11 protein-coding genes are annotated in these 12,024 nt (G+C 66.6%); 4 read left to right on the top strand and 7 right to left on the bottom strand.

Features of this window, described 5'->3' with window-relative positions:
* The coding region (locus L1892_RS19425; protein WP_235724760.1) for a hypothetical protein at window positions 1–98 on the top strand (98 nt) is incomplete at its 5' end.
* Between the two features lie 12 nt (window positions 99–110).
* Here L1892_RS19425 and L1892_RS19420 read toward each other — a convergent pair.
* Window positions 111–479 (bottom strand): hypothetical protein, encoded by a 369-nt coding sequence (locus tag L1892_RS19420; RefSeq protein ID WP_235725282.1) that lies wholly within the window; start codon window positions 477–479, stop codon window positions 111–113.
* 73 nt (window positions 480–552) lie between these two features.
* Here L1892_RS19420 and L1892_RS19415 point away from each other — a divergent pair, with 73 nt between their 5' ends.
* Window positions 553–1,413 carry a glycerophosphodiester phosphodiesterase gene (locus L1892_RS19415; RefSeq protein ID WP_235725281.1) on the top strand — a complete coding sequence of 287 codons (861 nt, stop codon included), beginning with the start codon at window positions 553–555 and terminating at the stop codon, window positions 1,411–1,413.
* A 33-nt stretch (window positions 1,414–1,446) separates the two neighbouring features.
* On the opposite strand, the gene L1892_RS19410 is transcribed toward L1892_RS19415, so the two are convergent.
* Together L1892_RS19410 and purL are read right to left on the bottom strand one after the other, a co-directional pair.
* Window positions 1,447–2,286 (bottom strand): phytanoyl-CoA dioxygenase family protein, encoded by an 840-nt coding sequence (locus L1892_RS19410; RefSeq protein WP_235725280.1) that lies wholly within the window; start codon window positions 2,284–2,286, stop codon window positions 1,447–1,449.
* Window positions 2,286–4,574 carry a phosphoribosylformylglycinamidine synthase subunit PurL gene (gene purL / locus L1892_RS19405; protein ID WP_504878618.1) on the bottom strand — a complete coding sequence of 763 codons (2,289 nt, stop codon included), beginning with the start codon at window positions 4,572–4,574 and terminating at the stop codon, window positions 2,286–2,288. Before purL ends, L1892_RS19410 begins: the two co-directional genes overlap by 1 nt.
* A 132-nt stretch (window positions 4,575–4,706) precedes the next feature.
* Between purL and eccA the strand changes: the two genes are divergently transcribed.
* On the top strand, window positions 4,707–6,482 hold the full coding sequence (eccA, locus tag L1892_RS19400) for a type VII secretion AAA-ATPase EccA (RefSeq protein ID WP_235725278.1): 1,776 nt from the start codon (window positions 4,707–4,709) through the stop codon (window positions 6,480–6,482).
* Between the two features lie 207 nt (window positions 6,483–6,689).
* Here the strand turns inward: eccA and L1892_RS19395 are convergent, their stop codons facing one another.
* Genes L1892_RS19395 through cysD form a run of 3 tightly spaced genes read right to left on the bottom strand, consistent with a single transcriptional unit; the run spans window position 6,690 to window position 10,257 of the window.
* Window positions 6,690–7,448 carry a 3'(2'),5'-bisphosphate nucleotidase CysQ gene (locus L1892_RS19395; protein WP_235725277.1) on the bottom strand — a complete coding sequence of 253 codons (759 nt, stop codon included), beginning with the start codon at window positions 7,446–7,448 and terminating at the stop codon, window positions 6,690–6,692.
* Between the two features lie 8 nt (window positions 7,449–7,456).
* Window positions 7,457–9,295 (bottom strand): sulfate adenylyltransferase subunit CysN, encoded by a 1,839-nt coding sequence (gene cysC, locus L1892_RS19390; protein ID WP_235725276.1) that lies wholly within the window; start codon window positions 9,293–9,295, stop codon window positions 7,457–7,459.
* Window positions 9,295–10,257 (bottom strand): sulfate adenylyltransferase subunit CysD, encoded by a 963-nt coding sequence (gene cysD / locus L1892_RS19385; RefSeq protein WP_235725275.1) that lies wholly within the window; start codon window positions 10,255–10,257, stop codon window positions 9,295–9,297. Before cysD ends, cysC begins: the two co-directional genes overlap by 1 nt.
* Before the next feature lie 46 nt (window positions 10,258–10,303).
* Between cysD and L1892_RS19380 the strand changes: the two genes are divergently transcribed.
* The gene (locus tag L1892_RS19380; protein WP_235725274.1) at window positions 10,304–11,203 is read left to right on the top strand and encodes an IclR family transcriptional regulator; all 900 of its coding nucleotides are present in this window, start codon (window positions 10,304–10,306) and stop codon (window positions 11,201–11,203) included.
* Here the strand turns inward: L1892_RS19380 and L1892_RS19375 are convergent.
* Entirely contained in the window at window positions 11,142–12,023 is an 882-nt protein-coding gene (locus L1892_RS19375) for a cytochrome c biogenesis CcdA family protein (RefSeq protein ID WP_235725273.1), read from the bottom strand. The genes L1892_RS19380 and L1892_RS19375 overlap by 62 nt on opposite strands.
* Window position 12,024: the final 1 nt, after the last annotated feature.

Below are 12,024 nucleotides of genomic sequence, written 5' to 3'. Positions count from 1 at the left end.
CCCGCGTTGCCTTCGGATTCAGGTCTCCCGAGGCTCTCATCGCCTTGGCCATGCTCAACCTCGGCGGCCACCGACCAGTCCTCCCCGGCCGGTCATGACCCACGGATCGGTCAGGAGAGCCGGAATTGCGCCGTCGGAATGCTCAGCAGGAGCAGGACCGCGCCCACCCCGAATGCGACCCACACGGCCGGATTCGACATGTCGGCGAGCACTCCCGCATCGTTCAGGATCGACGGCAACATCCCCAGCATCCACGCGAACGCCGCCGCAGCTGACGTCACCGCCACCCACTTCAACACCGGCACAGCCACTTCCGTGCCGTACAACGCTTCGGCCTGACCCAACCCGAGCAGGGCACCCTCGCCGGCTCCGAAGATCGCGACAGTCAGCCAGGTCGCCCAGGGCGACCACTCCGCCGCCGCACAGATCGCCATGCCCGCCACCGGAATCAGGAAGCCCACCGATTCCGCAACCGTCACGAAACCGATCCATCGTCCTAAACTGAACCGCATCGATGCCTTCCGTTCATCCGGGCGGCGTAGCGTCTCGCCGATGCACACCGACCCGGTCTTCACGCCTTCCACGCTGCCACCGGTGGAAGTGATCCACGAGGGCCATAGGACCTGCATCAAGTGGCATCGTGCGCGCCGACGTCCCACCGATCCGCCATTCACCGCGCGTCGGATCGTCGAGGGTATGACGGCGGGGGCGAGCGTCGAGATCGATCTGGTGATCCACGGCGAACGCGGTTTCGCCGTCCTGCACGACCTGGAACTCGGGCACACCACCACCGGGCGTGGCCGGGTGACCGCGGCCTCGGTCGCGCAGTTGCGCACCGTGCACCTCCGGGACAACGACGGGGTGCCCGTCGATCAACCGGTCCTGCTGCTGGAAGATCTTCCGGACCTGTTCGCGCATGGTCGGATTCATCCGGCCGCGAGGTTGCAGCTGGACTTCAAACAGGACGCTTCGGCACTCGACGACACCGTGATCGGCCACTTCGCGGACGCGACCGCCGACATGGCACCCAACATGATCCTGTCCTGCGGTGACGCCGAGGCCGTCCGACTCCTGACCGACGCCGTGCCCGGTATCCGGATCGGCTACGACCCTTGTCATCACGGCGCCCTGCGGCGCGTCCTGCGTTCCGAGGATTTCCACGGCTTCGTCCGACGAGCGATCGCCGCATCACCGCACGCCGAGATGGTCTATCTGGAACGCCGCCTGGTTCTGGAGGCCGACCGGCGTGGCTTCGACATGGTCGGCGCTTTCCACAGCCAAGGGCGCACCGTCGATGCGTACACAATCACCGGGGTCGACGATGACTCGGTGCGGCAAGCGCGGCGCCTGATCGAACTGCGCGTCGATCAGATCACCACCGACGATGCCGAGGGGCTCGTCGCCGCGGTGTGAACGGTAGTGAGCGTGCTCCTCAGCGCGGGCTCCTCAGCGCGCCGCGTTTTTGATGAACTCCTCAACACCCGCAGCAGGTTTGGTGCCCCCGAAGTAGCCACCACGCACATGTCTGCGCCGCGAGTCGTCATCGGTCGCGCGGGCAGCGGAGTGCCACAGGTAGCAGTCATGCAGCAGGATGTCGCCGCGCTCGGCGTACACGGCGACCTCGCCGGGCACCTTCTCGAACCGCAATGGCATGTCGAAGGGCGGCGGCCGATCCGTGCGGCCGCCGGCCGGGCGCGCCGTCGCGGGCACCTCGACGCCGTTGACGTTCCGGTAGGGTGCCGGCGTCGCCCACAGGTGCGAGCCGGGGACGACGCGCAGGAAACCGTTGGCAGGGCTGGTCCCGTCGATGTGGATGGTGAACGCCGTCGACGGCCAGACGTCGAGGCTCGGGCCCGCCTGCCAGTCCGAATGCCAGCCGATCCGGGTGTAGCCGGACTCCCGGCCGGGTCGGGCATCCTGGTAGACCACGCCGAACTGTTCATGCGCACGCAGCCAGGCGCGTTCTCCGAGCAGCCGAGCCATTGCGTCGGCGAGTACCGGGTGGGTGACGGCCGCTCGCACCGCCGGCGAGATCTCGCTGACGTACTCGACGTAGTTGGCGAACCGCTGGGCCTTGGCCTCCTCGTCGAGGAACACCGTCGAGCCGTGGCGGATGTCGAGTTCACCTGCGATCACCGCCTGCTGCGCCGCGGTGCATTCACGTTCGACCGCCGCGACATCGGATTCGGTCAGCAGTCCACGCAGCGTCGCGTAGCCGTGCATGTCGTAGAACCACACCAGCGCGCCGAGCTCGTGTGGTCCGAACACGCCCGGCTCGGAGGACATCAGCCGAACAGCTTCGGCAGAGTTCCCTCGTGGGTCGCGCGGAGGTCGGCGAGGGTGACCTCGAACTGGTCCTGCACGGTCACCGAGTCGCTACCCTGGTCCACCACCCCGATCCGCGTCCACGGCATGCCGCGGGCGTCGAGCATCGAGCAGAAGCGCGACTCCTCGGTGCGGGGCACCGCGACCACCGCGCGCCCAGCGGACTCCGAGAACAGCCACACGAACGGGTCGGCCCCCTCGGGAAGCAAAATGCGGCAACCGGTTTCGCCGGCCAGCGCCGATTCGACGACCGCCTGGAACAGACCGCCTTCGGACAGGTCGTGGGCCGCCGAGACCAACCCGTCGCGCGACGCCGCGAGCATGATCTCGGCGAGCAGTCGCTCGTGGGCGAGGTCGACCTGCGGCGGCACCCCACCGAGGTGATCATGGGCGACCTGCGCCCAGATGGACCCGTCGAACTCGTCGCGCGTCTCTCCGAGCAGGATCAGGGTCTCTCCCGGTTCCGTGCCGAAGCCGGTCGGCACGCGGCGGTGCACGTCGTCGATCACGCCGAGCACTCCGACGACCGGGGTCGGCAGGATCGCCGTCGAACCCGTCTGGTTGTAGAAGCTGACGTTGCCGCCGGTGACCGGGATGCCCAGCTGCGCGCAGCCGTCGGCGAGACCGCGTACCGCCTGTTGGAACTGCCACATCACGGCCGGATCCTCCGGCGATCCGAAGTTGAGGCAGTTGGTGACCGCCTTGGGCGACGCGCCCGAAACGCCGACGTTGCGGTAGGCCTCGGCCAGCGCTAGCTGGGCACCCCGATACGGATCGAGGTAGGTGTACCGGCCCGATGCGTCGGTGGCCAACGCGATGCCTCTTCCGGACGCCTCGTCGATGCGAACCATGCCAGAGTCGGCGGCCTCGGCGAGCACGGTGTTGCCACGGACGTAGCGGTCGTACTGCTCGGTGATGAACTTGCGGCTGCACAGCGCCGGCGAGGCGAGCAGCTCGAGAGCCGTGGCCCGCAGCTCGTCGGACGTCTCGGGCCGCTTCAGCGACGTGGTGGTCGACGCCATGACCTCGTCCTGCCAGTCCGGCCGAGCCACCGGACGCTCGTAGACGGGCCCCTCGAGGGCGACGGTGCGCGGCGGGAGGTCGACGACTGTCTCGCCGTCCCAGGTGATGACGAGGCGGTCGCCGTCGGTGACCTCACCGATCACCGTCGCCAGCACGTCCCACTTCTTGCAGACCGCGAGAAAAGCGTCAACGTTGTCGGGGGTGACCACAGCGCACATGCGTTCCTGTGACTCGCTGGAGAGCACCTCGGCCGGGGTCATGCCCTCGGCACGCATCGGCACCTTTTCCAGGTCGATGTGCATGCCGCCGTCGCCGGCCGCTGCCAGCTCCGACGTCGCGCACGCCAGTCCGGCGCCGCCGAGATCCTGGATGCCGACGACGAGCCCCGCGTGATAGAGCTCGAGGCAGCACTCGATGAGCACCTTCTCGGTGAACGGGTCACCGACCTGGACGCTCGGAAGCTTCTTGCGATTCGGCCCGGAATTGTCACCGTCGTCATCAAACGTCTCCGACGCCAGGACCGACACACCGCCGATCCCGTCGAGACCGGTGCGCGCACCGAACAGGATGATCTTGTTGCCTGCACCCGACGCGAACGCCAGGTGCAAGTCCTCGGCGCGCAGCACGCCCGCACACAGCGCGTTGACCAGCGGGTTGCCCGCGTAGCTGGCATCGAAGACGGTCTCGCCGCCGACGTTCGGTAGACCGAGGGAATTGCCGTAGCCGCCGACGCCGCGGACCACACCGTCGACGACCCGGCGGGTGTCGGAAGCATCTGCCGGACCGAAGCGCAGCTGATCCATCACCGCGATCGGTCGTGCTCCCATGGCCATGATGTCGCGGACGATGCCGCCGACACCGGTGGCCGCTCCCTGGTAGGGCTCGACGTAGCTGGGATGATTGTGCGACTCCACCTTGAACGTGACGGCCCACCCGTCGCCGATGTCGACGACACCGGCGTTCTCGCCGATGCCGGCGAGCATGCTCGCGCGCATCTCGTCGGTGGTGGTCTCACCGAAGTAGCGCAGATGCACCTTCGACGACTTGTAGCTGCAATGCTCGGACCACATGACCGAGTACATCGCAAGTTCCGCGTCGGTCGGGCGGCGGCCGAGGATCTCTTTGATCCGGGCGTACTCGTCGTCCTTGAGGCCGAGTTCACGGAAAGGCTGCGGTTGGTCGGGGCTGCCTGCTGCGGCTGAAACGGTATCCACCTGCGCACTCACTCTGCCAAGTCTATGTCACGCTCGGCCGCGGCCGCGTGCGGGAGTGGTCACACGCCCCGCTACTCTGAGCACCTGACACGGACAGGTCACGACACCGCGGGTGACCTGCACGAGCACGGACTGGGGGACCCGATGGCTGACGTCGGCAAAGCGAGGCAACTGTTCGAACTCGGTGTGCTCTCGCTCGGCATCGCCGTCGAGGGCCAGGAACCGATCAACAATGCGGCCCAGGCCACCAAGGCGTTCACGCGGGCCAGTGAATGGGACCCGTCGATGGCCGACGCCTGGCTGGGACGACTCGTCTGCGGCGAGGACACCGACGAGGTGTTGCTGGCCCTGTACCGAACCCGCAGCAGGATCGGCCACGAGCAGCGGCGGCTCGGATTGCCGCAGCGAACGCTGGTCGGTCGGTGGACGGTGGGTCACATCACCTATCCGATGACCGATGCCACCGAGGCGGCGGCCGCCTATGCCGGTTCCCTGACGCGTGGCCAGGATTTCGCCGGAGCCCAGGAGGTCCTCGACGACGTACCCGCAGCCCATCGGACGCCGATTGTGGAGTTCGTGCAGGCGTTTCTGTACCTGTCGGCGAAACGCTGGCCCGACGTCCTCACCGCCCTACGACGCTCGGAGCGGTGGAACGACAGCTTCCTGCAAGCGGCCGCTGACAACATGGTCGGCGCGGCGTGCGTGCAGATGGGCATGTTCGGGGAGGGCATCCGAAGGCTGCAGAACGTCGTCGACGGTCCGATTCCGGCCCTCGCCACCGAGGCGATGTACCTCCACGGCCTCGCGCTGCGTGAACAGGGCCATGAGGACAAGGCGCGGGCGATGTTCGAGCAGGCCTACGCCCGGGACCCGAACTCACCGGCCGGGCAGGCGCTGAAGTCGCCGAATTTCCGATTGGTCATCACCTCCCCCGACGCCATCGCCGAGCGGAGCGACCCGTGGGACCCCGACTCGGTGCCCGATCTCGCCGACTCGCTGGTCTCCGACACCGCCGATCGTCCCGAGATGGCGGACATGGTGACCGAGGCCCAACGTGAATTGTCCGACCAGGTCGGCCTCGACTCGGTCAAGGAGCAGGTCGCCAAACTCCAGTCGGCCGCCACGCTGGCCAAGGTCCGCGCCGACCGTGGACTCAACACCGCCGCGCGCAGTCTGCACCTCGCCTTCACTGGTCCGCCGGGTACCGGCAAGACGACCGTGGCCCGGATCGTCGCGAAGATCTACTGCGGCCTCGGGTTCATCAAGACCGACAAGGTGATCGAGGCGACCCGCCGCGACCTCGTCGGCGAACACCTCGGCTCCACGGCGCCCAAGACGTCGGCCGTCATCGATTCGGCCATGGACGGTGTGCTGTTCATCGACGAGGCCTACACCCTCATCCAAGAGGGGCTCTCCGGTGGGGATGCGTTCGGTAAGGAGGCCGTCGACACACTGCTTGCCCGGATGGAGGACGACCGGGACCGTCTGGTTGTGATCATCGCCGGATACGACTCCGAGATCGACCGCCTGTTGTCGTCCAACGACGGCCTCGCGTCCCGGTTCGCCCGTCGCGTACGGTTCGAGTCCTACACACCGGATGAACTCGCCCGGATCGGCGACTTCATCGCCCGTCGACGCGATTCACTGCTCACCCACGAATCGGTCATCGAACTCGAACAAGCCTGCGCACCTCTGTATCACGATGTGCGGCAGAGCCCCTCGGGGATACGGCGAGCCAGCGACGTGGCCGGCAATGGGCGTTTCATCCGCAACATCGTCGAGGCCGCGGAGGAGGAGCGCGAATACCGGCTCTCGGCGTCCGACGATCTCGCATCGCTGTCCCAGGACGACCTGATGCGCATCGAGGTGGGCGACATCCGCACCGCCCTCCGCAATGTCCTTGCCGGACTCCAGCGCTGACCCTGATCGTTCCTCCGCTGATCGAGTAGCCCGAAGCGCCAGCGGAGAGCGTATCGAGATCCACCACAACAGGTTTCGATACACGCTGCGCTCGCAAGCTCACGCACCGCTACTCAACCAGCATGACCCACTCAACGAGACCACCCGACAGCTGATCGAGTAGCCCGGAGCGCCAGCGGAGGGCGTATCGAGATCCAGTACGGCCCACTACGACGCCGCGGTCACCGCGAGAATCGCGTCGCGCAACTCGGGACGACAGATGACCAGGTCGGGCAGGTAGGTGTCGTCCTGGTTGTAGACGAGGGCACTTCCGTCGATGCGGCCACACCACAGCCCCTTGGCCTGCGCGACCGCGACCGGAGCCGCCGAGTCCCACTCGTACTGGCCACCGGCGTGCACGTAGGCATCGGCCTCCCCGCGCACCACGGCCATCGCTTTCGCACCCGCGGAGCCCATCGGTAGCAACTCGCCGCCGATCGCCTCGGCCACCGCCTGCGAGAAGGCCGGTGCGCGCGAAGCACTCACCACCACCCGCGGTCGCTCGCCACGCGCAGACGATGCCAAGCCCGTTGTCGCCGCGACCGGTTCGCCACTGTCGACGTAGGTGACATCCAATGCGGGTAGCGCCACAGCACCGGCGATCAGGCCACTCTCGGCCGACCACAACGCCACGTGCACCGCCCAGTCGGTATGCCCGGCCGTACCGTATTCCCGTGTGCCGTCGACAGGGTCGACGATCCACACCCGCTCCGCATGCAGTCGACTCTTGTCGTCGGCCGATTCCTCCGACAACACCTTGTCATCGGGACGTGCGGCCGCCAACCGCTCCAGCAAGAGATCATTCGACCGCCGATCCCCTTCGGCACCGAGTTCCTTTCCGCACAGATCACTCTCGGCGCGGATCTGCAGGAGCAACTGTCCGGCGGCGGTGGCGAGCTCGCCGGCGAGAACACGATCCTCTGACACGCTGTCTCCTACAGTCCCAGGTTGCGGATGATCGATTCGGCCACCTCGGCGGGCGAGCCATCCGATGGTGTCACGAGGACGTCGGGATCGGCGGGACGTTCGTACGGCGAGTCGATGCCGGTGAATTGGCTGATCTCGCCGCGACGGGCCTTGGCATAGAGCCCCTTGGGATCCCGCTGCTCACAGACCTCGAGCGGGGTGTCGACAAAGATCTCGTAGAACGGCAGGCGCCGCTCGGCGTGGATCTCCCGCGCACGCCGGCGTTCATCGGCGAACGGGCTGATCAGCGACACGATGGAAATCGCGCCCGCATCGGCGAACAACGCGGCCACCTCACTGGTCCGGCGGATGTTCTCACGCCGGTCGTCGTCGGAGAAGCCGAGGTCGGCGTTCAGGCCGTGCCGGAGGTTGTCGCCGTCCATGAGGTAGGCGAATCGACTTTCGGCCACCATCCGCCGCTCGAGTTCCACCGCGAGCGAGGACTTCCCCGACCCCGACAACCCGGTCAGCCAGATGGTCGCCCCCTGGTGGGTGCGCTGCTCGCGGGTGACCTTCGTGGTCTGCCACACGACGTGGCTGTCCTTGCTGACCGGCGCGGTGATCATGCCCGCTCCGACGGTCTTGTTGGTCGCCTCGTCGATCAGGATGAAGCTGCCCGTTTCCCGGTTCTTGCGGTATGCGTCGAACAACAGGGGTTGCTGGGCGTGCACCGAGATGCGTGCGATCTCGTTGAGCTGTAACGTCTTGGCTTCTTCATCTCGGTGCAGGGTGTTGACATCGAGCCGGTAGTTCAGCCCGCTGATCTGCGCGCGCGTGGTACGGGTTCCGCACATCATCACGTACCGGTTGCCCGGCCGCAGTTCGGTGTCGTCGGAGAACCAGCACACCATCGCGTCGATGTCGCGGCCCACGTAGGGACGATTGTTCGGCCGTGCCAGCATGTCACCGCGGACGATGTCGATCTCGTCGGCGAGTTCCATCGACACCGCCATCGACGCGAACGCTTCGTCGACCCGCTCGCCGCCTGGTCCCCAGATGCCGGTGATGGTGGTGCTGAATCCGCTGGGCAGCACCACCACTTCGTCGCCCCGCGAGAAGACACCACCGGCAACGGTTCCCGCGTACGCGCGGTGATCGGCGCCGTCGCTGCGCTGCGGGCGGATCACGTACTGGACCGGCATGCGTGCATCGATCAGGTTGCGATCCGACGCGATGTAGACGTTCTCGAGGTGGTTGAGCAGCGGCCGCCCCTCGTACCAGGGCATGTTGACCGATTGGTCCACCACATTGTCGCCCTGGAGCGCCGACAGCGGGATGAAGGTGAGGTCGGTGACATTCAGTTTTGCCGCGAAAGCGATGAAGTCGTCGCAGATCTCGTCGAACCGCTCCTGCGACCAGTCGACGAGATCCATTTTGTTCACACAGATCGTGAGGTGCGGAATCCCCAGCAGCGATGACAGGAACGCGTGCCGCCGCGTCTGTTCGAGAATGCCTTTGCGGGCATCGACGAGAATGATCGCGAGATCGGCGGTCGACGCCCCGGTCACCATGTTCCGGGTGTACTGCACGTGCCCGGGGGTGTCGGCGATGATGAATTTCCGCTTGGGCGTGGAGAAATAGCGGTAGGCGACGTCAATGGTGATGCCCTGCTCGCGCTCGGCGCGCAGTCCGTCGGTGAGCAGCGCGAGATTCGCGTACTCGTCGCCGCGTTCGGCGCTGGTACGTTCGATCGATTCGAGTTGGTCGGTGAAGATCGTCTTCGAGTCGAAGAGAAGTCGACCGATCAATGTCGATTTTCCGTCGTCGACCGAACCCGCAGTCGCCAACCGCAACAGTTCCTTGGGCATCAGAAGTAGCCCTCCTTCTTGCGATCCTCCATGCCGGCTTCCGAGATGCGGTCGTCGGCGCGCGTCGCACCACGCTCGGTGACGCGGGTGATGGCGATCTCGTCGATCACCTTCTCGACGGTGTCGGCGGTGCTGAGCACACAACCGGTGCAGGTGGCGTCGCCGACGGTGCGGAATCGCACGGTCTCGGTCTGGACCTGTTCACCCGGATACTGCTGCAGGAAGCGGGTTTTCGCCAGGTACATGCCGTCGCGCGGTATCACCTCGCGCTGGTGAGCGTAGTAGATGGGCGGCAGTTCGATGTTCTCGGCCGCGATGTACTGCCAGATATCGAGCTCGGTCCAGTTGCTCAGCGGGAACACCCGGATGTGCTCGCCCTTGTGATGGCGGCCGTTGTAGAGCTGCCACAGTTCGGGTCGCTGAGCCCGCGGGTCCCATGCCCCGAATTCGTCGCGGAAGCTGAACACTCGTTCCTTCGCGCGCGCCTTCTCCTCATCGCGCCGCGCCCCACCGAACACCGCGTCGAAGCGGTTCTCCTGGATACCGCGCAACAACGCCGTGGTCTGCAGGCGGTTACGACTCGCCCCGGGCCCGATGTCCTCGACGACCCGGCCCGCATCAATGTCGTCTTGCACCGAACTCACCACCAGCCGGACGCCGGTCTGTTCGACGACCCGGTCGCGGTACTCGATCACCTCATCGAAGTTGTGGCCGGTGTCGACATGCATGAGCGGGAAAGGCGCGGGCGCCGGCCAGAACGCCTTGCGAGCGAGGTGGAACATCACCACCGAGTCCTTGCCGCCGGAGAACAACAGCACCGGCCGTTCGAACGTCGCCGCCACCTCGCGCATGATGTGCACCGACTCGGCTTCGAGCGCCGCGAGATGTGTCAACTCATAACCGTGGTGTACACGACCGTCTCGCGCACCCGCGTCTTTTGCACCCGTAGCGCTCGAAACCATTCGTTCTCCTTGACATGTCGAATACTCGACACTAAGCATTGACTATGTGACACAGACCGTAGGCGAGTCTGCTGACGCACGTCAACCGGGCTCGCCGCCGACCGCGCGTGTGATCAGCATCGTCGAACTCCTCGCCGGATCGGATCATCCGTCGCTGACGCTAGCGGAGATTGTCCGTCACACCGGGTTCTCGCGAGCCACCGCACACGCCATTGTCGGTGAACTCGTCGACCATGGTTGGCTGCTTCGCGAACCCGGCTCCGGCAGGTATGCGATCGGTCCGGGGTTCGTCACGCTCGCCCGCACAGCCCGACAGGCCGATCATGTAGACCGATGGGCCGCTGTGGCCGCCCACCAACTGAGTGAACGGTTCGGCATCGCCTACTTCGTGGCCCGCCGCGTCTCGCCGGATATGATCACCGTCGCTGATCATGTCGTTCCTGCGCCACTGGCCGACGACGACACCTCGCCATGGTTCCGGCATGGTCAGCGCGTTCGGTTGCGGCCCCCGATCTGCCGCGAGTTCATCGCCTTCGAACCCGAGCACATCCGCTCTGCGTGGCTTGCCCGAGCCCCGCAGGCCACTCGCGCCCGCCTTCGCGACGTTCTCGACGTGGTGGCCCAACGCGGCTATTCGATCGAGCGGATGACCGACGACCACGTCGCCATGGTCGAGGCACTGAGTTCCCTCGACACCATGTCCGAACGCCTCCGGTCGCGGGTCAGAGACCTACTCACCGAACTGTCGATCATCGACTATCTGCCGCACGAGATCGTCGGTGACGTCGCGGTCGTGACGGTCGGGACACCCGTCCGCGACGCCGACGGCCACGCCGTCGCAGCCATCGTCGCCTGCCCCAACACCACGCTGAGCGCCGCCGAACTCACCGAGCTCGCCGAGGCGACTCGCTCGGCTGCGGCCGAGATCGCGGGACATCTGCGCTGACGGCACGCGATCGGCGACGCCACCACCAGCCCAGCAGGATGACCGCCAGCGCCACGATGACGACGACGTCGAGCACCGGGCTCGCCAGCATCGACGCGCCGTTCTGCAGCCACTGCTGAGTGTCGAGCCCCACCGGCTCGGGCACACCGAGGAAACCATCGGTGAGCCAGAATCCGATTCCCACCACGATGAGCAGCAACCCCGTGACGAGATGCGTGGTGTGCACCCGCACCCGACCGACCGACAGTTCACGCCCGCGCAGCCTCGATCGGCCGTCGTCGCCGAGTCGGTTCCAGATCGCAGCGATCGCCATGAGCGGCACCACCATCCCCATGCCGTAGGCCGCGAGCAGGAGCCCGGCACCGCCCATCCCCCGTGACGCGGCCATCGTCAGCACCGCCCCCAGGATCGGCCCGGTGCAGAAGCCGGCGACCCCGCTGACCGCACCCAGCAGCAGCGTCTTGGCGAGGCCGGATCGCTGCATCGATTCGGCCTGAATACGCGACATCCCAGGCATCAGTCGCGTGAGGTCGAAACCCCGGCCGAAGATCTGCAGAACCCCGAGAAGGACGATGAGTACCGACGCACCGGTGATGATCTGGGACCGATGGTCGGCCACCAGGGCTGCGAGCGCACCGACCCCGATACCGACCGGCAGCAGCGTGATCATCAAGCCCACGTAGAAGACCACGCCATGCACGATCAGCCGCCCGCGTGCACCCACCGACGACGCGAAGAACGCCGGTAGCAGCAGTGCGGCACAGGGACTCAGCAGGGCCAGCGCTCCGCCGGCGAACGCGGCGAGTAGTCCGATGTCCACC

Origin of the sequence: Gordonia tangerina (assembly GCF_021556435.1) — a bacterium.
Classification (GTDB): Bacteria; Actinomycetota; Actinomycetes; order Mycobacteriales; family Mycobacteriaceae; genus Gordonia; species Gordonia tangerina.
This window is presented reverse-complemented; position numbering and strand designations above follow the sequence as displayed.

Excerpts from the sequence above, each read along its gene's own strand:
- L1892_RS19415 (WP_235725281.1), top strand. The coding sequence starts at position 553 with ATGCACACCGACCCGGTCTTCACGCCTTCCACGCTGCCACCGGTGGAA.
- L1892_RS19410 (WP_235725280.1), bottom strand. The coding sequence starts at position 2,286 with ATGTCCTCCGAGCCGGGCGTGTTCGGACCACACGAGCTCGGCGCGCTG.
- eccA (WP_235725278.1), top strand. The coding sequence starts at position 4,707 with ATGGCTGACGTCGGCAAAGCGAGGCAACTGTTCGAACTCGGTGTGCTC.
- cysC (WP_235725276.1), bottom strand. The coding sequence starts at position 9,295 with ATGCCCAAGGAACTGTTGCGGTTGGCGACTGCGGGTTCGGTCGACGAC.
- cysD (WP_235725275.1), bottom strand. The coding sequence starts at position 10,257 with ATGGTTTCGAGCGCTACGGGTGCAAAAGACGCGGGTGCGCGAGACGGT.